24 protein-coding genes and 2 pseudogenes are annotated in these 23,915 nt (G+C 58.4%); 14 read left to right on the top strand and 12 right to left on the bottom strand.

All coding sequences use genetic code 11. From position 1 onward, the window contains the following. Positions 1-301: 301 nt before the first annotated feature. Positions 302-1,135, bottom strand: a complete 834-nt coding sequence (locus IC37_RS03895) for an NAD(P)H-dependent oxidoreductase (protein ID WP_033864846.1) — start codon at positions 1,133-1,135, stop codon at positions 302-304. Between the two features lie 85 nt (positions 1,136-1,220). Here IC37_RS03895 and IC37_RS03890 point away from each other — a divergent pair, with 85 nt between their 5' ends. The 5 genes from IC37_RS03890 (at position 1,221) to IC37_RS03870 (ending at position 4,246) form a co-directional block, all read left to right on the top strand. After that, on the top strand, positions 1,221-2,114 hold the full coding sequence (locus tag IC37_RS03890) for a LysR family transcriptional regulator (protein WP_030128928.1): 894 nt from the start codon (positions 1,221-1,223) through the stop codon (positions 2,112-2,114). Positions 2,115-2,327: 213 nt separating this feature from the next. Next, on the top strand, positions 2,328-3,116 hold the full coding sequence (locus IC37_RS03885; RefSeq protein WP_030128927.1) for a DeoR/GlpR family DNA-binding transcription regulator: 789 nt from the start codon (positions 2,328-2,330) through the stop codon (positions 3,114-3,116). A gap of 61 nt (positions 3,117-3,177) precedes the next feature. Continuing rightward, on the top strand, positions 3,178-3,414 hold the full coding sequence (locus IC37_RS03880; protein ID WP_030128926.1) for a hypothetical protein: 237 nt from the start codon (positions 3,178-3,180) through the stop codon (positions 3,412-3,414). A 124-nt stretch (positions 3,415-3,538) separates the two neighbouring features. Next, on the top strand, positions 3,539-3,775 hold the full coding sequence (locus IC37_RS03875) for a hypothetical protein (protein ID WP_081729289.1): 237 nt from the start codon (positions 3,539-3,541) through the stop codon (positions 3,773-3,775). Positions 3,776-3,847: 72 nt separating this feature from the next. Next, on the top strand, positions 3,848-4,246 hold the full coding sequence (locus tag IC37_RS03870; RefSeq protein ID WP_030128924.1) for a DUF5329 domain-containing protein: 399 nt from the start codon (positions 3,848-3,850) through the stop codon (positions 4,244-4,246). A gap of 1 nt (position 4,247) precedes the next feature. Here the strand turns inward: IC37_RS03870 and chrA are convergent, their stop codons facing one another. Continuing rightward, positions 4,248-5,606, bottom strand: a complete 1,359-nt coding sequence (chrA, locus tag IC37_RS03865) for a chromate efflux transporter (protein WP_030128923.1) — start codon at positions 5,604-5,606, stop codon at positions 4,248-4,250. A 35-nt stretch (positions 5,607-5,641) separates the two neighbouring features. Then, on the bottom strand, positions 5,642-6,493 hold the full coding sequence (locus IC37_RS03860) for a CAP domain-containing protein (RefSeq protein ID WP_030128922.1): 852 nt from the start codon (positions 6,491-6,493) through the stop codon (positions 5,642-5,644). A 190-nt stretch (positions 6,494-6,683) separates the two neighbouring features. Between IC37_RS03860 and IC37_RS03855 the strand changes: the two genes are divergently transcribed. Further along, a complete protein-coding gene (locus tag IC37_RS03855) occupies positions 6,684-7,304 on the top strand; it encodes a cell wall hydrolase (RefSeq protein WP_030128921.1) in 621 nt (206 codons plus the stop codon). A 308-nt stretch (positions 7,305-7,612) separates the two neighbouring features. Continuing rightward, positions 7,613-9,514 (top strand): potassium transporter Kup, encoded by a 1,902-nt coding sequence (locus IC37_RS03850; protein WP_030128920.1) that lies wholly within the window; start codon positions 7,613-7,615, stop codon positions 9,512-9,514. 137 nt (positions 9,515-9,651) lie between these two features. Here IC37_RS03850 and IC37_RS03845 read toward each other — a convergent pair. Together IC37_RS03845 and IC37_RS03840 are read right to left on the bottom strand one after the other, a co-directional pair. Next, positions 9,652-9,768 (bottom strand): annotated as a pseudogene (locus tag IC37_RS03845) (isochorismatase); the annotation flags it as partial. Between the two features lie 122 nt (positions 9,769-9,890). Beyond that, positions 9,891-10,960, bottom strand: a pseudogene (locus IC37_RS03840) (alkene reductase). A 102-nt stretch (positions 10,961-11,062) separates the two neighbouring features. On the opposite strand from IC37_RS03840, the gene IC37_RS03835 reads away from it, so the two are divergent. Both IC37_RS03835 and IC37_RS03830 read left to right on the top strand, forming a co-directional pair. Then, positions 11,063-11,950, top strand: coding sequence for a LysR family transcriptional regulator (locus IC37_RS03835; RefSeq protein WP_030128919.1), 888 nt, complete (start codon positions 11,063-11,065; stop codon positions 11,948-11,950). Between the two features lie 60 nt (positions 11,951-12,010). After that, on the top strand, positions 12,011-12,418 hold the full coding sequence (locus IC37_RS03830) for a MerR family transcriptional regulator (RefSeq protein WP_081729288.1): 408 nt from the start codon (positions 12,011-12,013) through the stop codon (positions 12,416-12,418). Here the strand turns inward: IC37_RS03830 and IC37_RS03825 are convergent. After that, on the bottom strand, positions 12,345-13,376 hold the full coding sequence (locus IC37_RS03825; protein WP_030128917.1) for an NAD-dependent epimerase/dehydratase family protein: 1,032 nt from the start codon (positions 13,374-13,376) through the stop codon (positions 12,345-12,347). The genes IC37_RS03830 and IC37_RS03825 overlap by 74 nt on opposite strands. 143 nt (positions 13,377-13,519) lie before the next feature. On the opposite strand from IC37_RS03825, the gene IC37_RS03820 reads away from it, so the two are divergent. The 3 genes from IC37_RS03820 to IC37_RS03810 all read left to right on the top strand — a co-directional run bounded on the left by IC37_RS03820 (position 13,520) and on the right by IC37_RS03810 (position 16,419). Then, a complete protein-coding gene (locus tag IC37_RS03820; protein ID WP_030128916.1) occupies positions 13,520-13,831 on the top strand; it encodes a barstar family protein in 312 nt (103 codons plus the stop codon). A 97-nt stretch (positions 13,832-13,928) separates the two neighbouring features. Beyond that, positions 13,929-15,644 (top strand): amidase, encoded by a 1,716-nt coding sequence (locus IC37_RS03815; RefSeq protein ID WP_030128915.1) that lies wholly within the window; start codon positions 13,929-13,931, stop codon positions 15,642-15,644. Positions 15,645-15,723: 79 nt separating this feature from the next. Further along, positions 15,724-16,419 carry a tRNA (adenine(22)-N(1))-methyltransferase TrmK gene (locus IC37_RS03810; RefSeq protein ID WP_030128914.1) on the top strand — a complete coding sequence of 232 codons (696 nt, stop codon included), beginning with the start codon at positions 15,724-15,726 and terminating at the stop codon, positions 16,417-16,419. 92 nt (positions 16,420-16,511) lie between these two features. Here IC37_RS03810 and IC37_RS03805 read toward each other — a convergent pair whose 3' ends face one another. Next, on the bottom strand, positions 16,512-17,795 hold the full coding sequence (locus IC37_RS03805) for an MFS transporter (protein WP_030128913.1): 1,284 nt from the start codon (positions 17,793-17,795) through the stop codon (positions 16,512-16,514). Between the two features lie 135 nt (positions 17,796-17,930). Here IC37_RS03805 and IC37_RS03800 point away from each other — a divergent pair, with 135 nt between their 5' ends. Then, positions 17,931-18,389, top strand: coding sequence for a helix-turn-helix domain-containing protein (locus tag IC37_RS03800; RefSeq protein ID WP_030128912.1), 459 nt, complete (start codon positions 17,931-17,933; stop codon positions 18,387-18,389). Positions 18,390-18,534: 145 nt separating this feature from the next. Here IC37_RS03800 and IC37_RS03795 read toward each other — a convergent pair whose 3' ends face one another. Then, complete coding sequence (locus tag IC37_RS03795; RefSeq protein WP_030128911.1) at positions 18,535-19,014, bottom strand: VOC family protein; 480 nt, start codon at positions 19,012-19,014, stop codon at positions 18,535-18,537. A 276-nt stretch (positions 19,015-19,290) separates the two neighbouring features. Between IC37_RS03795 and IC37_RS30335 the strand changes: the two genes are divergently transcribed. Next, on the top strand, positions 19,291-19,590 hold the full coding sequence (locus IC37_RS30335) for a hypothetical protein (RefSeq protein ID WP_081729286.1): 300 nt from the start codon (positions 19,291-19,293) through the stop codon (positions 19,588-19,590). A gap of 155 nt (positions 19,591-19,745) precedes the next feature. On the opposite strand, the gene IC37_RS03785 is transcribed toward IC37_RS30335, so the two are convergent. The 4 genes from IC37_RS03785 to IC37_RS03770 form a co-directional block, all read right to left on the bottom strand. Continuing rightward, positions 19,746-20,264, bottom strand: a complete 519-nt coding sequence (locus IC37_RS03785; protein ID WP_030128910.1) for an isochorismatase family protein — start codon at positions 20,262-20,264, stop codon at positions 19,746-19,748. Between the two features lie 233 nt (positions 20,265-20,497). Continuing rightward, on the bottom strand, positions 20,498-21,052 hold the full coding sequence (locus tag IC37_RS03780) for a YSC84-related protein (RefSeq protein ID WP_030128909.1): 555 nt from the start codon (positions 21,050-21,052) through the stop codon (positions 20,498-20,500). Positions 21,053-21,332: 280 nt separating this feature from the next. Then, positions 21,333-22,505, bottom strand: a complete 1,173-nt coding sequence (locus tag IC37_RS03775; protein WP_051414804.1) for a cell division protein FtsQ — start codon at positions 22,503-22,505, stop codon at positions 21,333-21,335. Next, on the bottom strand, positions 22,505-23,914 hold the full coding sequence (locus IC37_RS03770) for an MBOAT family protein (protein WP_030128907.1): 1,410 nt from the start codon (positions 23,912-23,914) through the stop codon (positions 22,505-22,507). The genes IC37_RS03775 and IC37_RS03770 overlap by 1 nt, the downstream gene beginning before the upstream one ends. Between the last annotated feature and the right edge of the window lies 1 nt (position 23,915).

Raw genomic sequence — 23,915 nt, 5'->3', positions numbered from 1 at the left:
AAGCCCGACCCAGGCCTCGAATGATTTGCTATTCTGAAGCTGTAGGTGAAGACGCAGACTGATGCGCAAAGGGATAGCGAGGAAGCGTGGGGCGCGCTCCCAAGGGTACACGGTTAGAAAGATCTCCGCGCTGAGATCCAGCCCTTATGCCGTGTGAGGCAGAACAGCCCAAAGCAACAATTACTGTTCTGTGAGAGGCCCGATAAACCTTGTAAGCCAGAGACCAGCGCTGGCCACCTACATCGATTTCCAAAGCCCGCCTTGTGCGGGCTTTTTCGTATTCGCGGGTAGCCAGTTTGTTCTACACGGCGCGTGCTTTTGCGGATGACGCCCATGCGACTGGTTCATCGCGCTCTGCCTCTCTGACGTGAGCCGCAAAGCCAGTCCGATTCGAAGCAATCTCGGCGCGCAACGTGAGTTGCGGGATGTCATACGCCCCTGCATTTTGCGGTCGGAAAGGAATCGGCGCGATCTTCCAGAGGTCATCAAGCCGTTGGCCAAGCGCGTCGCAGGTCGTGGAAAATCTCGCTTCATCCATGCGGCTGGTCCGATAGATCACGAACGGTGGCAGCACGTCGAAGCCGGGGTAAAACAGGACGCCATGCTGAATCGGGAATAGCAGATCATCGATGGGCCCATTGATGCCCCGGGGGCTGTAATGAGATTCCCATCCACCCGCTGTGACGATCAGCATCGCCCGTTTGCCCGCCAGCGTGCCTTCCCCATAGCGGTCGCCCCAGCGCGCATCGGAGTGTTCCCCTACGCCATAGGCAAACCCATAGGCGTAGACACGTTCCACCCAGCCTTTGAGGATCGCCGGCATTGAGAACCACCACAGCGGAAATTGCAGAATTAGGGTATCGGCCCAGAGCAGTTTTTCCTGTTCGAGGGCGATGTCCTGGCTTTGCCGGCCTTCTTCGAAGGCACGCTTGGAGTCCAGCGAAGGATCGAACCGCGAGTCGGTTGGCCGGCCGGGACTGTCATCGGCATCCAGCGAGGCCTTCCAGTCCATCGCGTATAGATCGGAGACCTGCACCTGGTGGCCGGTAGCCTCCAAGCGTTTGACGGCAAAGTCTTTGAGCGAGCCGTTCAATGATTTGGGTTCGGGATGGGCATAAACGAGTAGAACATTCATGGCTGAGTCTCCAACGTCAGGAGCCAGCAGAATCGGATGTTGCCCGGTATATTGGAAATGAATAACCAATATGCCAGGTATTACCATGAATAATCTGCGACGCCTGGACATCAACTTGCTGCTGACCCTTGATGTCTTGCTTTCGGAACACAACGTGACCCGTGCGGCGCAACGCCTGAATTTGTCTCAACCTTCGGTGAGTGTTCATCTCGCCAAGTTGCGGGACATTTTCGGTGATCCACTGTTGCTGCCAGGGCCTCGGGGCATGCGGCCCACGGCCAGGGCCGATGAGTTGCGCGAGCCGTTGCGCCAGGCACTGGAAGCCCTGGAGCGCGCCGTGTCGCCCGCCAGTCCTTTCAACCCCGCCGAGGCCCGGCAGACGTGGAATGTCATGGCATCCGACTATGGTGAGTCGACCATCGTTTTGCCTGCGTTGGCCGGGCTGCGTTTGGCAGCACCGGGCACGCGTCTGGCGGTGTTTGATCTGGTTCCGTCACAGATCGCCAGACAAGCGGAGCAGGGGGCAATCGACCTGGCTTTCCACACCAGCGAGGACGCTCCCCTCGGCTTGCGGCGTCGAGCGTTGTTTACCGAGCGGTATGTGTTGGTGGGGCGTGCTGGCCATCCGCAGTTGAAAAAGCGACCGACACTTGAGCAGTTCTGTGAACTCGATCAGGTGATCGTGTCGCCGGATGGCGGGGGCTTCCAGGGTGTTACCGACAAGGCGCTTACGCAGATGGGCATGACGCGTCGGGTGGTGCTGTCGGTCCCCCATTTCCTGTTTGTCCGGTCGGTGGTTGAGAGCACTGACATGGTGGCGATGCTGCCGTCGCGGCTGGTTCGCGATGCGCGTGCGCTGGAAGTGGTTGAGCCTCCGCATGAAGTCCCGGGTTACGAGATGTCGATGCTCTGGCCCGAACGCGCTCATCGCGACCCTGCGCATCAATGGTTGCGCGAGTTCATCGTGAAAGCGTTGTGATTAACGTCAGTTAAATGCAATCCAATGTGGGAGCGGGCTTGCTCGCGAAAGCGGTGTGTCAGTCGACATCAATGCTGGATGTGCCGCCGCCTTCGCGAGCAAGCCCGCTCCCACAGGTTCTGCGCTTGGCATGAGTTCTCTTCTTCTGCTGCCGGTTGTGTTCATCCCGCTGTTTGGCTAATCTCGCACAAACAAGCAAAAACAGGCATAACCATGCAAGCTGAGCACTCCAGCGCCGAACTCCCGCAGCTGCGCCGTCAAAAAATCCTGCTGATCCTCGAACGCGACGGCAAGGTCGTGGCCTCCGAACTGAGCCAGCATTTCGCTGTGTCCGAAGACACCATTCGCCGGGATCTGTCGGAGCTGGCCAGCGCAGGGCTGGTGCAACGGGTACACGGCGGGGCGCTGCCGCGGCCCAAGGACACGGGCAAGGATTACTTCACCCGGGTCGGCGAAACCGATGAAGTGAAAACCCGGCTGGCCCAACTCGCCGCACGCCGGGTCAAAAACGGCCAGATCGTGATTTTCGATTCCGGCAGCACCACGCTGCAGATCGCGCGCTCGCTGCCCGCTGACATCTGCATCACGGCCATCACCGCGTCGCCGATGATCGCGATCACCCTGGCTGAATACAAAGGCATCACGGTGATCGTCGCCGGTGGTCAGCTCAATCCCGCGACGATGTCTTCCGGCGGCCATGAAACCCTGCGGTTGATCGAAGGCATCAAGGCCGATCTGGTGTTCACCGGGGTTTGCGCCATTCATCCGGAAGTCGGCATCAGCTCGCTGCATTTCGATGAGGTGCCGGTGAAGCAGGCGATGCTCGCCAGCGCTTCCCACGTGATTGCCGTCACCACTGCGGACAAACTGGGCGCGGTGGAACCCTTCGTTGTGGCGCCTTGCAACCGCGTGCATACGCTGATCACCGAACGTCACGTGGCCTCGGGCAATGTCGAGGATTATCAAAAATTGGGGATCGAGGTGGTGCAGATAGACGCTTGAACGTCATCGCGCTCGGCGCTGCATGGTTTACGCTGATAGCTACGACGGGAGGAATGCAGTCATGACTGAGCGCCACATGATCCACTCGGAAACGCTATCGAACGGATGCACGATTGAGGTTAAGGCCGAGATATTGAGAGACGGTTCGCTGAAGATGTTCATGGGCGTCTATTGGCCCGACGGCTCGGCCGTCGTCGAGGACAAACACCCGTCGCCGCATCTGCTGGACATGGAGGCTGCGATGGAGTGGGTCATCGAAAAAGCGAAAACCATCGGGAACAGCCAAAGGACGCTGTAAGGCCAGGCGCTGAATGAATCATTGATCGGTTGGAAGGTCGTATTGATGGGTTTGAACGCACGGCAATTGAATTCGCCGCCAGCGTCACCTCATCCCCGCAGCCCTGACCTTTTAGGACGTTCAAATGAAGCGCATCGCGATAATGACCCTGACCATTGCAAGTACTCTCCTGCTGGGAGGTTGCTATCCTCACTGGGAAGATGGAGACAGGTACGATCGGGATCATGATCACCGTCGTGAATACCGTCGCGACCATGATCGGGGCTATGATCGAGACTATGATCGCCGTGACGACCGCGATTACGAGCGCCGTCGTTATCGCGACCGGGACCGCGATGATGACGACCGGGACGACGATTGACACCTATCCATCAGACTTCAGAGCGGTGGTTGGCACTGCTCTGATCGGCTGTTGGTCATGCGAGGTATCACCATGCGAACCCTGACCGAATCCATCGCTCGTACCTTTAGCCAATGGCTGATCGCGGCGGGTATCGGCCTGACCGTCATGGCGTTCAATGCCCAGGCACAAACCTCATCTCAGGCCACTCAGGAAATAAACGGCTTGCTGGACTTTATCGAGCACAGCGAATGCCGGTTTGTGCGCAACGGCAGCGAATACCTCGGCCCTCAGGCCCGGGCGCATCTGCAGAAGAAGCTGGAGTACCTTGAAGAACACGACAAGGTAAACAGCGCAGAAGACTTCATTGAGCTGGCGGCCACCCAGAGCAGCAAGAGTGGCCTCGCCTATGAAGTGCGCTGTCCGGTAGGCGTACAACCCGCCGGCCTCTGGCTGAAGACTGAGCTACAGAGGCAACGGCAAGGTCATTGATTTAGCGCAGCAGATGCACCGCCAACCCAATCAGCCCGCAACCCAGCAGTACCTCGATCACCCCCCGCTTGAAGCGGAACAAGGCAATGGCCGCTGCAATGGCGATCAGCGCCGAAGGCCAGTCGAGTTGGCCGCTGAAGCCGTTGGGCCACAGCACGTGGTAGCCGAAGAAACACGCCAGATTAAGAATCACGCCGACCACCGCCGCGGTAATCGCGGTCAGCGGCGCGGTGAGCCTGAGTTCGTTGTGCGTCGACTCCACCAACGGGCCGCCGGCGAGGATGAACAGAAACGAAGGCAGGAAGGTGAACCAGGTCACCAGCGTGGCAGCGAGGGCGCCAGCCAGGAACACATGATCGGGGCCGAACACCTGCTGAACATAGGCGCCGATAAAGCCGACGAAAGCCACCACCATGATCAGCGGCCCGGGAGTCGTTTCGCCGAGCGCCAGGCCATCGATCATCTGCGTAGGTGTCAGCCAGCCATAGTGACCGACAGCGCCCTGATACACATAAGGCAGCACGGCATACGCGCCGCCGAATGTCAGCAATGCCGCTTTGGTAAAGAACCAGGCCATCTGGGTGAGGGTGCCTTCCCAGCCGAACAGTGCGGTGAGAATGCCCATCGGCAACACCCACAAGGCCGCACCCACCAGCAACAGGCGCAGCAATCTAAAGCTACTAAAACGGGCGTGTTCGGGAGTCGGAGTGTCGTCGTCGATCAAGGCCGGGCCGAAGGATTTTTTCGCAGCGCTGTGGCCCCCGGTGCGGAACCTTTCAGGCGCCAGACGTCCGCCGAAATAACCGATGATCGCGGCGCCCAGCACAATCAACGGGAAGGGTACATTGAACACGAAGATCGCCGTGAATGACGCCGCGGCGATCCCCCACAGCCAGTTGTTCTTCAATGCCCGCGAGCCGATCCGGTGAGCCGCCTGCACCACAATGGCGGTCACGGCCGGCTTGATCCCATAAAAAAGCCCGGCCACCACCGGTACTTCGCCAAAGGCGATGTACACCCAGGACAACACGATCAGGATGAACAGCGAAGGCAGCACAAACAGCGCGCCGGCAATCACGCCGCCCCACGTCCGGTGCATCAGCCAACCGATGTAGGTCGCCAGCTGCTGAGCTTCAGGCCCAGGCAGCAACATGCAGTAGTTGAGGGCATGTAGAAAACGCCGTTCCGAGATCCAGCGCCGGCGCTCCACCAACTCCTGGTGCATGATCGAGATCTGTCCGGCCGGCCCGCCGAAACTGATGAAGCCGAGCTTCAGCCAGAACAGGAACGCTTCCCGCAGACTGATGGCCTCAGGTTTCGACAGGTCCTGTTCGACGGTCGAGGAGGGGGCTTTATTCAAATGACGATTCCTTTTTCAACGGGCGATTCAGGCCTTCAAGGCGTACCAAACATCGCCGTCCAATAGATGCCCGCATCACTCTTCGGGTCCACTGCATAGGCCGCACCCAGCTCGCGAAATTGTGGGTTCATCAGGTTGGCGCAATGTCCCGGGCTGGCCAGCCAGCCATCGACCACCTTGCGCACGGTGTCTTGCCCGGCGGCGATGTTTTCACCGACCTGCTGACCGGCGTAACCCGCCAGTTCAGCCCGATCACCCGGTGTGCGGCCGTCGCGGTCCTTGTGATCGAAATAGTTATTGTTGGCCATGGCCCGGCTGTGGGTCTCGGCCGCGGAGCCCAGGGTGGCGTTCCAGGCGAGAGGCGTCGTGGCGGTAAAGGCTTGAGTGCCGCACAGGCGCGTCTGAGCGCGTGCACTGTTCATCGCTTCAAGCAGTTTCTGTCCCTCCGCCTGCCAATCACCCAAACGCCCGGTCAACAGCGGACGCGCCAGCACGATGCGCCATTCACGGCCATCGCGGCTGACGCCGATGTCGACGAATTGCGGGTCCAGCACCACTTGGCAGAAGCTCTCCTGAATCGCCTTCATGGCAGACGGCGCATCACGCGGGCCGGACAAGCTGATCGCCTGCACATTGACCATCGGATAAGCCCCGCGGGCCAAAGCCTGCTGCAAGTCGCCGATGCTGTTGGCGGACAGGACCAGACGCGGATCGCTCGCCAGCGGCGGTAACTCCGAAGACGCCTGGCCGCCGCAGCGCTGCGCCTGGCTGCGGTAAACGTTGATCGACTCGACCAGCTGCGTTTCTTCGACCGCCGACGCGGCGACGCTGAACACCAGCCCGAATGACAACACGGCAAGATGCAAAATGGATGACAGGCTGCGCATGAAAATCTCCCTTGGACGGACTGCGTTCATGATGCGCGATTTCACCCCTGCGAATGCAATGCCTTTTCGCCTCGACATGCAGATTATTGTCAGGCGGCTGGAAAGACTTGCGACGACTACAATCACAGCAGGTCAGCGCTACAACATCGCCGTTTCATTGCTCAAGTCAGTGTCATCGGAAGGATCGATCATGCGATTAAAATGGGTAGTCACCTGCTTCGCAATCATCCTTCTAGGCGGCCAGGTGTTGGCGACTGAGCAGGAGCAAAAACAGGAAGTGGCCGAAGACAAGGCGCAGGTCCTGGAACAGAAAGCCGCCGAGAAGGACAGCGAACTTCCGGTGCCCAAGTCCGAAGCCATTACCACCTCCGAAGTGCAGGCAGTCGATCCGGCGGGCGCCGCGCCGCTGGACGACGCCATTACTTGCCTTGCACGCAGTATCTATTGGGAAGCCAAAGGTGTGGCACCTGCCAATATGGAAGCCGTCGCCAGCGTGGTCATGAACCGGCTCGGCCATGGTGGGTTTCCCGATACGGTGTGCGCCGTGGTCAAGCAAGGTTCTGAAACGGGCTCCTGCCAGTTTTCGTGGTGGTGCGACGGACGTGCGGATCAGGTAAAGGAAGACGACGAATATGCCCTCGCCAAGGAAATCGCGCGCAAGGCACTCAACAAGCAACTCACGGACCGCACTCATGGTGCTTTGTATTTCCACGACAGAACGGTAAAGCCCGCCTGGGCGAAGAAATACATCAGGACGGCCGAGACCGGGAAGTTTCTGTTTTATAAACCTCGTGGCGGGACGGCGCAGTAGGTGTGCATCGCTGGATGGTCGTTGGGGGGAGGGTGCTGCCGGTAGAATTTTACGGTTTTTTTACGTTGGTTACTCTTCCCCGCAATGATACTGGCCGCGTTTTTCTGATCATCGATACGCCTGCAATTCTTCCTGATGCCAGTCAGTTAAGCGAAATCCATGTGGGAGCGGGCTTGCTCGCGAAGACGGTGGCACAGTCAACATTGATGTCGCCTGACACACCGCTTTCGCGAGCAAGCCCGCTCCCACAGGTTTCGCTCCTTAACTGACTGGCATTGCAATCCTTCCTCCTTATCGAGAAGCGCCCCGTGAGCGAAACAGCGATCCCTGCCCATGAAGAATCCCATTCCAGAACCTCGGGAGTGGGGTTGCTCGTCGCCGCGGTGGGCGTAGTTTATGGGGATATCGGCACCAGCCCTCTTTACACCCTCAAAGAAGTGTTCGCCGGTCACTACGGAGTCCAGGCTAATCACGACGGTGTGCTGGGCATTCTGTCGTTGATCTTCTGGTCACTGATCTGGGTCGTCTCGATCAAGTACGTGCTGTTTATCCTTCGCGCCGACAACCAGGGCGAGGGTGGGATCATGGCCTTGACGGCACTGGCGCGTCGGGCCGCCGCGCCGTATCCCAAAATGAGCAGGGTCCTGGTGTTGCTTGGCTTGTTTGGCGCGGCACTTTTTTACGGGGACAGCATGATCACCCCAGCCATTTCGGTGCTCTCCGCGGTTGAAGGGCTACAACTTGCGTTCGATGGCATCGAGCATTGGGTGGTGCCGCTGTCCGTGGTCGTCCTGGTAGCACTGTTCCTGATACAGAAACATGGCACGGCGCGTATCGGCATCCTGTTCGGCCCGGTCATGGTGCTGTGGTTTGTGGTGTTGGGCGCACTTGGCATTTACGGCATCTTGCAACGGCCGGAAGTTCTGCAAGCGCTGAATCCTGCGTGGGCGGTGCAATTTTTTGTGGTTCATCCGGGCATCGGTGTCGCCATTCTGGGCGCCGTTGTGTTGGCATTGACCGGTGCTGAAGCACTGTATGCCGACATGGGCCATTTTGGCCGCAAACCCATTGCTCGTGCCTGGTTCATCCTGGTGCTCCCCGGCCTGGTACTCAACTACTTTGGTCAAGGCGCGCTGATCCTCGGGAACCCGGAGGCGGTACGTAATCCGTTCTATCTATTGGCACCTGACTGGGCGCTGCTGCCGATGGTCGCGCTCTCGACACTGGCCACCATCATCGCCTCTCAGGCCGTGATTTCCGGCGCGTTCTCACTGACTCGCCAGGCCATTCAGCTGGGTTACGTGCCGCGTATGTTCATTCAGCACACCTCCAGTCAGGAGCAGGGGCAGATTTACATCGGCATGGTGAACTGGGCGCTGATGGTCGGCGTCGTGTTGCTGGTCATCGGCTTTGAATCGTCCAGTGCGCTGGCGGCGGCTTATGGCGTGGCGGTGACGGGGACCATGTTGATTACCACCATTCTGTCCTCGGCCGTTGTATTGCTGCTGTGGAAAACACCTCGTTGGCTGGCTATTCCGATGCTGCTGGGTTTTCTCATGGTGGACAGCCTGTACTTCGCCGCCAACGCACCGAAGATCTTCCAGGGCGGTGCGTTCCCGGTGATTGCGGGTATTGCCCTGTTCATTTTGATGACCACCTGGAAACGGGGCCGAAAGATCATTGTCGAGCGACTGGACGAAACCTCGCTGCCGCTGCCGTTGTTCATCAGCAGCATCGGCTCGCAACCGCCCCATCGTGTGCAGGGGACCGCGGTATTTCTGACAGCCAGGGCTGATGCGGTCCCTCACGCCCTGTTGCATAACCTGTTGCACAACCAGGTGCTGCACGAGCAGGTGGTGTTGCTCACCGTGGTGTCTGAAGACAGCCCGCGTGTGGCTGCGGATCGACGATTCGAGGTCGAGGCTTATGGTGAAGGGTTCTTTCGGGTGAGTCTGCACTTTGGTTTTATCGAGGAGCCTGACGTACCTCTGGCGTTGAGCCTTTGCCATTTGAAAGAGTTGGATTTCAGTCCAATGCGCACCACGTATTTTCTCAGCCGGGAGACTGTCATCCCGATCAAGCGTATCGGGATGGCCCGTTGGCGCGAAACCCTGTTCGCGTTTTTGCTGAAGAACGCCAACAGCAACCTCAAATACTTCAAGTTGCCGCTCAATCGCGTGATAGAGCTGGGCACGCAGGTTGAGATGTAGAACAGGGCTGGTGAGTCAAGCGCACATCCATGTGGGAGCGGGCTTGCTCGCGAAGAGGGCGTGTCAGTCGACATCATCGTTGCCTGACACACCGCTTTCGCGAGCAAGCCCGCTCCCACAGGTTTTGCACCAAACCTTTAACCTTGAAGCGCTTCCATCAGCACTTGCACCAACTGTCCACCTTGAGGCGTAGCCCAGCTACCGGCGAGTTCTGCAATCAGCTGGTTGGTAGTGGTCAGCGTCACGCCGCCTTTACTGGAGCAGATCCTTGCCCGCCGAGTTCGCTTCCCGCGTCAAACGCCTGGGGATCGTCAACGCGATGGACGATGATTCTCCTGGCGGTAAGGTTGGGGCATGCATGGGAATGGCGGTTTTCTCAGGCGCTTTGAGCCGGGCTCATGGCTGGGTAATCGATATACCCCTGAGCGCCCGGTGCGTAGAACGTGTCTTTGTCCGGCACATTAAGCTCGGCGCCTGTGCGAAAACGCTCGGGCAGGTCTGGGTTGGCGAGGAATGCGTTGCCAAACACCACCGCGTCGGCCTGGCCCTTAGTGAGCAGGGATTGGGCGGCGTTTTGGTCGAGCCCGCCACCGATCAGGTAGCTGCCATCGAACAGCGGGCGCAACAAGGCGTGGTAGTCGACGCTGGCGCCGAACAGGGCAACTGCAGATAGGCGAGATTCAACCCGCGCAATTGCTCGACCAGCCAGGTGTAGGTTTCTTGCGGGTTGGCATCGACGATGTCGTTGAAGTTCATTTCAGGGGAGAGCTTGATGCCGACACGATCGCTGCCAATTTCCGTCGCCATGGCATTCAACACTTCCAGTACAAAGCGAGCACGGTTTTCAACCGATCCACCGTACTCATCCGTGCGCTGATTGCTGCTCGTCGAGAGGAACTGTTCAGGCAGATACCCCGAAGCGGCATGCAGCTCGACACCGTCGAAGCCGGCCTCAATGGCCAAGCGTGCGGCCTGACGGTAGCCCTCGATGACCGCGGCAATCTCGACCACGCTCAGCGCATGTGGGGTGACGAAGTCCTGAAGGCCTGAGGCTGTCCAGGTCTGGCCGGTGGGTTTGATCGCGGAGGGGGCCTGTGGCAGGGAGCCGTCAGGCAACAGCGAGGGGTGCGATATGCGTCCGCAGTGCATCAGCTGCATGAAGATCCGTCCGCCGCGAGCATGTACGGCTTCGGACACCTGCTTCCAAGCGGCCACTTGCTCAGCGGTTTCGATACCGGGAGTACGCACATAACCCTTGCCCAAGGCCACAGGGAACACCCCTTCAGAGATGATCAACCCAGCACCGGCGCGCTGCGCGTAGTAGGTCGGTACCAGTTCGGTAGGCACCCCGGAATCATCAGAACGCGAGCGAGTCATCGGGGCCATGACCATGCGGTTGGACAGTGTAAGGCGCCCGATCTGGACTTGAGAAAAAAGCGAATGCATTGCGGTACTCCTCGGTAAATGATGTGGCTATCATTGATCAATCCGAATCCGGGATAAACCGGGTAAAACTGAATTGACTGATCCACTGATGGAGCAATGACATTGGAGTTTCTCAACGACATGGCGTTGTTCGTCGAAGTCGTGAAGGCGCGCAGTTTCCGTCGGGCGGCGGAGGCGATGGGGATGCCGAACTCGACGCTGTCGCGCCGGATAAGTGGCCTCGAGAAGGAAATCGGGCTAAGGCTTTTGCATCGCACCACGCGCAAAATCGAGCTGACCGAGGCGGGGCAGTTGTACTTCGATCGCTGCAAACGCATCGTCGACGAAGCCCGGCTTGCGCACGAGCAGCTCGGCGAAATGCTTGCCCGACCCAGCGGTGTACTCCGGGCCTCGCTCCCGGTGGATTTCGCCAATATCTACCTGGCACCGCTGATCGCGGAGTTTGCCCGGTTGTATCCCGGCATCAATTTCGAGATTGATCTGACCCCGCGTCAGGTCGATCTGGTGAGTGAGCCGGTTGATGTGGTCATTCGCATGGGCGAGCCCGCGAGTTCGAACTTGATCGCCCGTAAGCTCGCCAGTTTGCGCCGCGGCCTGTATGCCTCACCCCGTTATCTCCAACTGTACGGTGATCCGATTCATCCCTCGGACCTGACTAGGCACGAATGCTTGCGTATGCGCGGCACGCGCGCTGACCGCTGGATACTCTCCAGTAGTGAAGGGGAAGGGGAAATGGAGGTGGAGGTTGGCGGTCGATTCGAACTCAACAGCGTGGGAATGATTCGACGTCTGGCGACGCTGGATCTGGGTATCGCGTTATTGGGGGAAGGTATCGTTGCGCAAGACCTCGCCGATGGCACACTGCGCAGAGTCTTGCCGCAGTGGCAGGCTTCACCCATCTCGGTTTACGCCCTTACCGAGACGCGGCTGTTGCCAGCTAAAACCCAGCGGTTTATCGAGTTTCTGCGTGAGCGGCTTCAGGATGCGTAGTCGGTGGATGAGTGGTTTTGACCTCGCCCTTGCCCCCGTTTTTCTAAAAAAGGATTGCTAATGTTCATTGGAAGACTCGCCCGGCTGACTGGCTGTACACCGAAAGCCATTCGACTTTATGAACAGATGGGATTGATCCCGGAGCCCGACCGCCATGGTCGATATCGCGTCTATACCGCGCATCACCTCCGACTCGTACACCTTATCCGCCGAGCACAGGTTGCCGGATTCAAGCTCGCCGAGATGACTCCCTTGATCGCGGCCAAGAACAAACTGAATGCCTTTCCCTTGGCGCTGGCGAACGAGGCTATCGACCTCAAACGTCAACAAATCAACGAAAAAATAGCTGAATTTCGGGCCTTGGACATTCACCTTGGCGAACTCAAAAGCGAGATCAATTCGCTTTTTGAATCTGGCGCAGCGGCAACGTTTCATAGGGAAGAATCGAGCGCTTGCTCAGATAGATAAAAGCCGACTGCAGGGCGGTTTCTGGTGATCGAGGATTAAAGCCCAATTCGGTTCTGGCCTTTAATATGCTGTAGTTCTGTTGAACGTCGTGGAACATCCTGACCTGGCTGAGCAACATCCGGGCAGGTTGGCCAGTTAGCCGTGCCCAAACCTCCTGCGCCCAGGCCACAGTGAGCAGAAGCCACTTGGGGGCTGCCGGGGGAGTACGATAGCCGGGTGAAACTACGTTCGCTGCATCAATGACTTCGGTGAGTGAAGAGGACTGCTCATTCGCCAGAATATAGCGCTGCCCCGGCCTGCCTTTTTCTGCTGCTTGAATCATTCCTTGGGCGACATCCCGGACATCGACAAAATTGAAATGAAACCCCGGGTCCAGAGGTACTTGCCGCTGTCTGACCGAATCAAGAAACCTCATGGTATCCGTCAGGTTCGCGGCATTAGGACCGATCATTGCCGAGGGTAAAACCGAGACCATCCAGAGGTTCAAGGCTTGAGCTGTGCGCCACGCCATTTTTTCCGACAATATCTTGGATTTGTAATAGGCATTTTCGTCCTCGTCATTCCATTGATTTTCATCGAGTGCATGTCCATTCTGGCCGATTGCCGCAACGGAACTGACATAAACCACGCGTTTGACCCCGGCTTTTGACGCGGCCTGCAAAACGCTGCGAGTGCCCCCTACATTAGGTTCGATAATCTCGGCTTGCGGATTTCTCGCCCAGTGCTTGAACACGGCTGCGACCTGGAACAACACGTCAACCCCTCGCAATGCCTCAAGCATGGCCGATTCGTCCAACAGTTCGGTATAGACCATTTCGCAATCCAGCCCATCGAAAGAGGCAGTATTGTCCATGTTGCGAACGCCGGCCCGGACTCGGTAACCCTGATCGAGCAACGCTCTGACCAAGGTGTTTCCCAAGTGCCCATTCGCCCCTGTAACCAGACATAACTGACGCATTGAAATCACCCCTCACTGGACCAGTACCCTTTTTCCTGGAGGGCAACGATAAACTCTGTCCCAAAGGGCAGAGTCAAGGCTGCGTGGCAGAAGCGGACTTCAGTTATCCTTCTCCCCAGTGAGCAATTTTCGAGGCACTGACGATGACCCGCTTACAGGTTGTAAAAATCGATTTAAGCAGGGTGACGAGTTCTGGCGAACTCCATTCGACCTTGAGCGATGCGCTCGGCTTTCCCGGCTGGTACGGCTGTAATTGGGATGCTTTCTGGGACGCAATAACAGGGCTTGTCCAAATGCCCACGCAACTGAAAATCTCAGGGTGGGACACTTTGTCCAGACGTTTACCGGATGATGCGAGGCTCATGCAAGAATGCCTTGCGGCCATGAAAATGGAGTACCCGGAACTCGCATCAGAGGTGGAGTTCGACGCTGGAAGTCCCGACCCTATCGCGTAATGCAGTGCAACGAGAATCGATACAAAAACCCATTTTGAGATAAGTGATGTCCTTGAGCCCAAAATCCAGTCACCCATCAGCAGCCGGCGGTAACAGCATGATTGAGGTCACCGAGGTTTCCATTGCCCAACTGCGTGCTGCGCTCGAATCGGGCCAGACAACGGCAGTTGAGCTGGTCCAGGCCTATCTCGCCAGGATCGATGCCTACGACGGACCCGACACGCCCACCGCCCTCAACGCGGTGGTGGTTCGCAACCCCGATGCGCTCAAGGAAGCGCAAGCGTCCGATGCCCGTCGGGCCAAGGGCGAGACGCTGGGGCCGCTCGACGGCATTCCCTATACGGCCAAGGACAGTTATCTGGTGAAGGGGCTCACCGCAGCCTCTGGAAGTCCCGCCTTCGCGAACCTGATTGCTTATCGCGATGCGTTCACCATCGAACGGCTTCGTGCCGCTGGCGCAATTTGCCTGGGCAAAACCAATATGCCGCCCATGGCTAACGGCGGCATGCAGCGCGGGGTCTACGGCCGTGCCGAGAGCCCGTACAACGCTGACTATCTCACCGCACCCTTCGCCTCGGGCTCATCGAACGGCGCCGGTACTGCAACCGCCGCCAGTTTCGCGGCCTTCGGCCTTGCCGAAGAAACCTGGTCGAGCGGCCGGGGGCCTGCCTCGAACAATGGTTTGTGTGCTTATACGCCTTCGCGCGGCGTGATTTCGGTGCGCGGGAACTGGCCGTTGACGCCGACCATGGACGTTGTCGTGCCGTTTGCCAGAACCATGGCAGACCTGCTCGAAGTGCTCGACGTAGTAGTGGCGGAGGATCCCGACACACGAGGCGATCTGTGGCGGATGCAACCCTGGGTGCCCATTCCGAGTGTCGCCTCGGTGCGTCCCGCTTCCTATGGGTCGCTTGCCGCGAATACCGATGCCCTCGCCGGAAAACGCTTCGGCGTTCCTCGTATGTACATCAACGCGGATGCCGATGCAGGCACGAGCGATGCGCCTGGCATCGGTGGCCCGACGGGCCAGCGAATCAACACCCGCCCCTCGGTGATCGGGCTCTGGAAAGAGGCTCGCAAGGCACTCGAAGCCTTTGGTGCCGAAGTGATCGAGGTCGATTTCCCGCTGGTCTCCAATTGCGAAGGCGATCGTCCTGGTGCACCGACCGTGTTTAACCGCGGCCTGGTTTCCAAAGAGTTCCTTCACCATGAGTTGTGGGATCTGACGGCCTGGGCGTTCGACGATTTTCTGCGGGCCAACGGCGATCCAAAACTCAATCGCCTGGTCGATGTGAACGGACCGCTGATTTTTCCGCACGATCCGGGGACGCTGCCCAACCGGGAGGGCGATCTTGCCGCTGGCATGGATGAGTATGTACGAATGGCCGAACGCGGCATCACCCCTTGGGACCAGATCACCACGGTGCCTGACGGACTACGCGGCCTTGAACAGACGCGCCGAATCGACCTTGAGGACTGGATGGATCGGTTGGGGCTCGACGCGGTGATCTTCCCGACGGTGGCCGACGTTGGGCCGGCGAATGCCGATGTCGATCCAAAGTCTGCGGATATCGCCTGGAGTAACGGTGTCTGGGTCGCCAACGGCAACCTCGCCATTCGCCACTTGGGTGTTCCCACGGTCACAGTGCCGATGGGCATCATGCCGGACATCGGCATGCCCGTCGGGCTGACCTTTGCCGGTCGAGCCTATGACGATTCGACACTGCTTCGCTTGGCTTCGGCGTTTGAGTCGACGGGGACGAAGCGATTGATCCCGCCTCGAACCCCACCATTGTCCGGTGGCCAAAAATAGAAAGGGCGGGATTGGGGCTCAGAATCTCGCCCCGACCCGGCCCAAGGTGCTGGACCTTCCTGGTGAAAAGGAATTGCAGTTGAACGAACAGACATTGTCCATGCGCCTGGAGCGCGTGGCGGCGCATGTGCCAACTGGTGCGTGCCTGGCCGATATCGGCTCGGATCACGGCTACCTGCCGGTGGCGTTGATGCGCCGTGGCGCCATCGCGGCGGCGGTGGCCGGCGAAGTGGCATTGACGCCGTTTCGCTCGGCCGAACGCACCGTGCGCGAGAACGGCCTGGCTCAGCGGATCACCGTGCGCCTGGCCAGTGGCCTGGCGGCGATCGAGCCGGGAGACGGGATCACAGCGATCAGCATCTGCGGCATGGGCGGCGAGACGATCCGCGACATCCTCGACAGCGGCAAGGCGCGTCTGAGCGGCCAGGAGCGCCTGATCCTGCAGCCCAACGGCGGCGAGCAACCACTGCGTCAATGGCTGATGAAAAATGACTACCGCATCCTGTGCGAGGAAGTGCTGCGGGAAAACCGTTTCGACTACGAAATCATCGTCGCCGAGCGCGCCGGGCCGGTGATGTACACCGCCGAGGAGCTGTACTTCGGCCCGCTGCAGATGCAGGCACGCAGCCCGGCGTTCCTGATCAAATGGCAGCGCATGCTGCACCAGAAGCACAAGACTTTGGCCAACTTCGCCCGGGCGCGGCAGGCCGTGCCCGAGGAGAAGGTGCAAGACATCGCCCGGCAGGCCCGGTGGATCACCGAGCTGCTGGCTTGAGCCCGGTTCTGGGTTTGGACGAAAAGTAACCCGTCGAGCCGTTCACAGCGTGATGGCAGTAATCGAGATTGCGAGTAGTAGGTGCCCGGCTTTCATGCTGAACTTCCTTGAGTAGTAGTCGAGAAATGACTTGTAAAAAACCACAGCGCCAAAGCTGTCGCACTGATCAAGGCGCCCAGCAGGCTGACTGCCATCCAGCCCCAGAGCGCATAAACCTGGGTCGCGGCTGCCGCCCCCAGCGCGCTACCGACCGAGTAGAAGCACATGTATGCGCCGACCATGCGACTTTGGGCATCGGGTCGTGCAGCAAAAATGAGGCTCTGGTTGGTGACGTGTACCGCTTGCACCGCGAAGTCGAGCAAAACCACGCCGCAAACCAGCGCGATCAGGGACGTCTCGGCAAAAGTGATGAGCAACCAGGAAAGCGTCAGGAGTCCCAGCGAGATGCCGGTAACTCGTTGTCCGAAACCTTGATCGGCCCAGCGACCGGCTCTTCTGGCAGCAAGGGCTCCGGCGACGCCGGCCAAGCCAAACATGCCGATGGCCGTGTGTGAAAGCGTCAGCGGCGGAGCGCTCAACGGCAGCACCATAGCTGTCCATAGCACGGAAAAAGCGGCAAAGATCAGTAAGGCCAGCAGGCCCCTGATCCGCAAAACCGGTTCGGTCATGAACAGCTTGAACAGCGACCGGATGAGCGCTTGGTAGGTGTATTGATTGCGTGGTGACACTGCGGCAGGAACCACTTTCCAGAACACCGCCGCGACGGTCAGCATCAATGCTGAGGAAACGAAATAAACGGCGCGCCAGCCCGCTAGATCTGCGATCAGCCCAGAGGTAAACCGTGCCAGCAGAATACCCAGGACAATGCCGCTGGTTACTGTCCCCACTGCCTGCCCACGTTGTGATGGCGTTGCCAGCACGGCGGCATAGGCTACAAGCACCTGAGCGACCACTGCCAGTAAGCCCGTCATGATCATGGCTCCCAGCAGGGCCAGCCATTGCTGCGATGCGCCAACGGCCGCCAGCGCAATCGCAGACAGCACCACTTGAGTGATAGTCAGCCGTTTGCGGTTCACCCTATCGCCCAGCGGCACGATGAATAGCAACCCCAGCGCGTATCCCACCTGAGTGGCCGTCACCACGACCCCGATCAATCCTGAGGCGACGCCCAGGCTCTGCGCCATTGAGGCCAGCAAGGGTTGGGCAAAGTAAACATTGGCGACTGCAAGTGCGCAGGTGACGGAAAACAATAACGTGAGCGACGGAGAAAGTCCCGCAGACCGGTCGGTGCTGCTGTTTTCTCCGGTATCCGTATGCGGCAATCCCGAAGGCTGCCTGGAGAAACCTTGGGTGGATGAGTCGGCCTCTGCTGTCATGCACGCCTCCATGGCGTTAAACTGGTTTCAATTAAAAACTGGTCTCAATTGTTGCCGAACAAGGTTTCAAATTGCAACCACCTTGATCCAGATTGATCGATAGATTTGGCAATCCTTATCCAGGAGGTAAATACGATGGTCGAAGGTGCTTCATCGCAAAGCAGCGATTGCCCGGTAGCAAGAACACTGGAGGCAATTGGGGACCGCTGGTCGCTCATGATCATCCGCGACGCATTTGACGACATTCGCCGATTCAGCGAATTTCAAAAGAGCTTGGGCGTGGCCAAAAATATTCTGGCATCGCGCCTGAAAACCTTGGTTGAGGTCGGTGTATTCGATGTTCAACCGGCGTCAGATGGAAGCGCCTACAAGGAGTACGTGCTTACGAACAAAGGACGGGAGATCTTTCCGGTTGTGGTCAGTATGAGGCAGTGGGGCGAACGTTTCCTGTTCGAGCCGGGAGAGACGCGTTCTGTGCTGTTGGACAACGAGTCCAGACAGGCGCTAATGCCGATTGATGTTCGCTCCTCAAGCGGTCAAAAACTTGGACCGTCTGACTGCCACAGAGTGAGAGTTGTTGCCGACAAGTCGTGAATCGACAGCAGGCTTATCTCAAGGCCAGTTATCCCAGGCAACGCAGCCGGCCCGATGCGCTCGCCTATCGGTCCAGCAGAGGTGCCAACAGTGCACACATGCTGCGCCAGGCCTCAAACTACTCGCTCCTCAACTTGTCCAACCGCTAACCCTTCAAAGCCGCTTCGATCGCAGCGATGTCGATCTTTTTCATCCCCATCATGGCGTCGAACGCGCGTTTGGCCGCTGTTCGATCAGGATCGGTTATTGCGGCTGTCAGCACGCGGGGTGTGATCTGCCATGACAGCCCCCACTTGTCCTTGCACCAGCCGCATGCACTTTCCTGGCCGCCGTTTCCGACAATCGCGTTCCACAAGCGGTCCGTTTCGGCTTGGTCGTCGGTCGCAACCTGGAACGAGAAAGCTTCGTTGTGCTTGAACGCCGAGCCCCCGTTCAGTCCGAGACAAGGGATGCCCATCACCGTGAACTCGACCGTCAAGACATCGCCCTGTTTGCCCGCCGGATAGTCACCAGGCGCGCGAAGGACAGCTCCCACAGCGCTGTCCGGAAACGTCTCGGCGTAGAACTTCGCAGCGTCCAGCGCGGTGCCGTCGTACCAGAGACAAATCGTGTTCTTGCTGATCATCTTGGTTCTCCAGAATTGGGATTGATACGTGCATTCTAGCAGCGCAGGCAACCGGACTATTTTGGCAGCTTGCGTACCTCTGGGACGGCGCGCATGCATGATCGATTCCCACGGCGCCGATCGAGTGGAACTGTTCCACAAATGGGATATCGCTAATTGTCAGGGCCAGCGCAAATCTGTTCGCTAAACGGACTCAAGGGCAGGCGCAACACCGTCTAATCTGAGTAGGACACGAGCACAAACTTGCCTCACGCCTCTTTCTACAGGGGAAACGGGATGACCGAAAAAACAGCGCGCCGATGCTCGTCATGGATCCTGTCCTCCCTGCTAGCCATAAACCTGGCGCTGACAGCGGGATGCGCAGGCAACGCTGCCACGGCCCGCTATTCGGCCTCAAACATAGGCTCAAGCTGCTATGCAAAAGCGCTACCCACTACCGGTGAGGGCGGCCTGGCTTGGGGGGATACCTTGAACATGGCTCGCGAAAAATCCCTGGCTAATTGCATACGCTATGCCGGCCGATCCGGTGGCACGCCGAATACCTGCCACGTGGTGTTGGCGGAGTGCAAAAACTAGAAAACGGCGCCGGCGGTGGAGATCTCGGTCGATATTGTCAGGTAAGAATAGGCTCTGACCCAACATCTAACACGGGCCTGACATGCGGCCCAACCGGAAACGACGCCGACAGAAGGACAGATCGACCCAGTCTTGAGCCGATCTATCAATGCCGGTTAGAAATGCCAGTTCTCAGCATGAACGACACGACAGAATGGGCCCGCCAGGGTTGCATTGTGATGAGCGACGATATTTTCGGCCTTCAACGCTGGGGTGTCGGTGCAGGTATGACCATCGGCGATCAGCACTGCATCGAACCCAAGATCTCGTGCGGCGCGGCAGGTGCTGTCGACACAATACTGGGTCTTCATTCCGGCAATGACCACGCCTGGAGATCCACAAGCTTTTAGCCGATCGGCCAGGTCAGTCATGGCGAAAGCGTTGGGGCGGCTTTTTTCGAAGACCACTTCGTCGCCTTGTAGCAGGAGTTCCTGCACCAGTTGCGTCAACGGGCTTCCAGATTCGATAGGCGAGCCAGGCGGACCTACGTGGCGAGCAAGAAAAACGGGCGCGCCTGCTTTCCGGGCTTTGCTCAACAGGCTATTCAAAGTGTTTAGCAACGCTTCGCCAGCCCATGGTTTATCCGGGCCATGAAACAATCCAACCTGCATATCGAGAATCAACAGTGCGTACATAGTGCTTTTCCTTGCGTTTGGACCAGCGACACAAGGGCAAAAGAAAAGGCCCTATCCATCACTGGCGGGCCTTTTGAAGTTCGTGCGTTATTGGCTCACGACACCTCTCACGACCCGCCTTGGGCGGTCGTGGTAGTGGTGGTCGAGGCAATGCGTGGCTGATTCATAGGGCTGACAGTATCTGCACGGTACCTGGTTGGCAAGAGGCGCATCCATGCGCCAAACGACCAGTTTTAGCGCTTGATCAGGGAAATCTTGGTTCCTTCGATGCTGATCCCGGCCATTAACCCCTGCTGGTCGAAAATGAACGCGTAGGCATCGTCCTTCACTGTCGTGCTGGACATATTCTTCGCCACCCCTTCATCAACCACTACAACGGTGGGTCCTACGCCGACTTCCCAACCCTTGGTTTGACGTATGTAGTCCACGGCTTTGTCGGTCATCAGGAAAACCGCATAGCCATACGACTGGGCACCTGCTTGCAGCCCCCAGGACCCGGTTACGGAGTTGTAATAATTCTCTATTTTCTTGTCCTTCAACAACACGCCTTCGCCATAGCTGCCGCCAAACACAAGGCCCGCCTTGATGATTTTCGGGAAGACAAGAATCGCTTTGGCGTTTTTCGAAATGCTTTCAGCAAATGGCGTGGACTTGTAGAGTGTTTGCAACGCTTGCCGAGAGTCGACATCCAGATCCTCGGCGGTTGCCGCACTAGCAGTGTTCAAGAAGCTGGCCGATGCCAGTGTCGCAAGGACAATCGATAGGAAGAACCGCATTGACTGAGTCATGTTAGTACTCCGATACGGGAGCATTGGATGTGAGCAGCCGTCAGCACCTGCTCTCGGCAGAAATCCGAGCCTGCTGACATTATCCAGCGCACCCTAAAGTGTGTGAACTACTGGCTTCGCCATTGAATGAAACAGGCCAGAGGCCTTTGATCATTGGCGATGTCATCACTTGCTTTGACCGCTGTGTAAGGGCCAGGTTCGTCGTCAGAGACTGCGATGGCCGAGAGCAGATACTGTTAGTCCGTTTCCGGAAGAGAGCGAGCTTGGGGGCGCTGGTTTTTCAACCTGATCCCAACGCCAAGGGCGATGGTTCTACCTGAATGGGGTCGGCGTATGCCGACTCCAGGTCTCGTTCCGGGATTTCCCAGATGATCAATGTTGGCGGTGTTTCCTTGAAGGCCGGGTTGTTGATGTAGCTGTTTGCGGCGCCGGAGAAAGCGCCCCCATCTTTTGCGAAATTACCCACCGGAGCCCCCAGCGCCTGTTGCAGGAACCCTGCGAAGTTCGAGTTGCGCGAAAATGAGGTTCCGATCAGAGCGGTGTTGGGTAAGTCGGTAACGCCAAAGAGGTCTCCGTCATTGTCAGGGCTGTCGGCCGACATGTCGGGAATTTCGTGGATGCTGGTCTGGGCGATCCATTCGGGTGTGGGTTGCCATTCAAGCGGCAGCCAGTCGATGCCCGCCAGGTGCACCAGATCGCCGGGCCGTATTGCGAGCGGGGCGTGACTTTCGTTGAACGATCGGCGTGGTGTTGCGGTGATGCCCAGGGTTTTCAGGTGCTGCGCGATAGCTTCGGCCGCAGCCTTGGCGCCGGATTCACTCCAGTGCGTATCGGTACGCAAATAGGCTTGGGGACCTAGTGGCGCCAGTGCACCGGTCAGGTCCAGATTCGCCAGCCTGGCCACATTCAGCTTCGCCGTCCAGGACTGGATGCGTCCTTCGAAAGACGCCGGGCGATGCAGTGAGCAACGTTGTGCAGAAGCGATGCGGCTCTTGTCTGGAACGATGACCACCAGCAAGCTGATGTGTCGTTGAGAGAGCCGTTCTTTCAGATCGATCACGGCCTGGAGCTTGGCATCGGCATTACGTTGCGCTTGATGGTTGACCTTTAGCTCATCGGCCAGAAACAACCAGTCAGTGCATCCTGAACGAACCCTGGGCCCCGTGTCGTTGAGCAGAAGCCAACTCGCACCGCGTTCCAGTTTGGCGAACATGGTGGGGAAGGCGGCTTTCGACAGCTCCTTGGCGATTTTATGGGTGATAGCTCCGTCAAGAATCTGCGTCGCCGATAATTTCGGTGGCAGCGGCTCTAGTTGCCCTGACCCGATCAGCCAGCCAGAGGACAGCAGCCCGGCGAACAGGAATATCAGCAGCGATGCGCCTGCCAATGGACTGGTGCGTGCGACCGGATCGACAGGTTGAGCAAGCGTAATGGTGTGCTCTGGCGTCTTCATCAGAATTGAAAGTACAGAAAGGGTACGGTTTCGCGACTGGCGGTCAGCGCGAACGACAGCATGAAACCGACAATGGGCCAAAGGGCGGCGGGGTAGAGCGCTATGCCGATCCGGTGTTTTTCAGCGTAAGGGCGTAGCAGCGGTGCGACGATACCTAGCACACCCAACAAGCCCGCGAGGCCATGTACCGGGCGCAAGGTCGCGGACAGTTCTTCACTGAGGGCGATGCCCTGCAGCCCGAACTGTCCGGCATACAGGCTCAGTGCACTGTGAAAGTCGGGGGCGCGGAACAGTGTCCATGCCAGGCAGACAAACAGCAGTGTCAGCCCATGGGAAAGCACGGGCGGTACAGGGGGCAGGGAGGAGCGGTTCCAGGCACGATCAACACACAACGCAATGCCATGGGCGCAGCCCCACAGTAGATAATTCCAATTGTCGCCACCGTGCCAGAGGCCGGCGATGGCCATGATCAGGAACAGGTTGCGATAGGTTTTCCAGGGGCCATTGCGATTGCCACCCAGTGGGATATACAGATAGTCACGCAACCAACTGGACAATGACATGTGCCAGCGGCGCCAGAAATCCTGGATGCTGTTGGCCAGATAAGGGTGGTTGAAGTTCTCCGGAAAGTGGAAGCCCAGCATCAGTCCCAGACCAATGGCCATGGAGCTGTAGCCGGCGAAGTCAAAGAACAGTTGCAGGGAGTAGGCCAGGCAGCCCAGCCAGGCGTCAGAAAAACTGGGGTTCTGCACACTGAACGCCACGTCGACCACGGGCGACAGGGTGTCGGCCACCAGGACCTTCATACACATCCCGAGCATGAACCGGCGTGCACCCAGCGAAAAATTTTGCAGGTTGAAGGAACGCCGATGCAACTCGCGCCGGACCCAGTCATAGCGAATGATAGGGCCGGCGACCGAATGGCCGAACATCGAAATATAGGTCGCGTAATGGACGAAGCTGCGCTCGACTGGCACGGTGCGACGATGCACATCCACCAGGTAGGAAATCGCCTGCAGCACGACAAACGACAATCCGGCCGGCATGATGACCCGCTGCCAGGACAGGGGCGCGGCTCCGGACCAGACCATCACTTCGCTCAATGTGCCGACGACATTGTTGGCGTACTTGTACCAGCAGAGCATTGCTGTGTTGAGCACGATCAGGGCCACAAGTATTCGCACACGGCCCTTGCTCTCCTGTCGCCAGGCATCAATCAATAAGCCACCCACCCATGCCGTGATCGTCAGCATCACATGCACAGCGAGGAATCGTGGGCTCAACCAGCCATAAAACAGCCAACTGCCGATCAGCAGCGTGACATTACGCCAGGCGGCCGGGGACAAGGCATAGGCGAACAGGAACAGCGGCAGGAACAACGTCAGAAATTCGAGAGAGGCAAAAACCATG

This window comes from Pseudomonas sp. QTF5, from assembly GCF_000512695.2.
Taxonomy (GTDB): Bacteria; Pseudomonadota; Gammaproteobacteria; order Pseudomonadales; family Pseudomonadaceae; genus Aquipseudomonas.
This window is presented reverse-complemented; position numbering and strand designations above follow the sequence as displayed.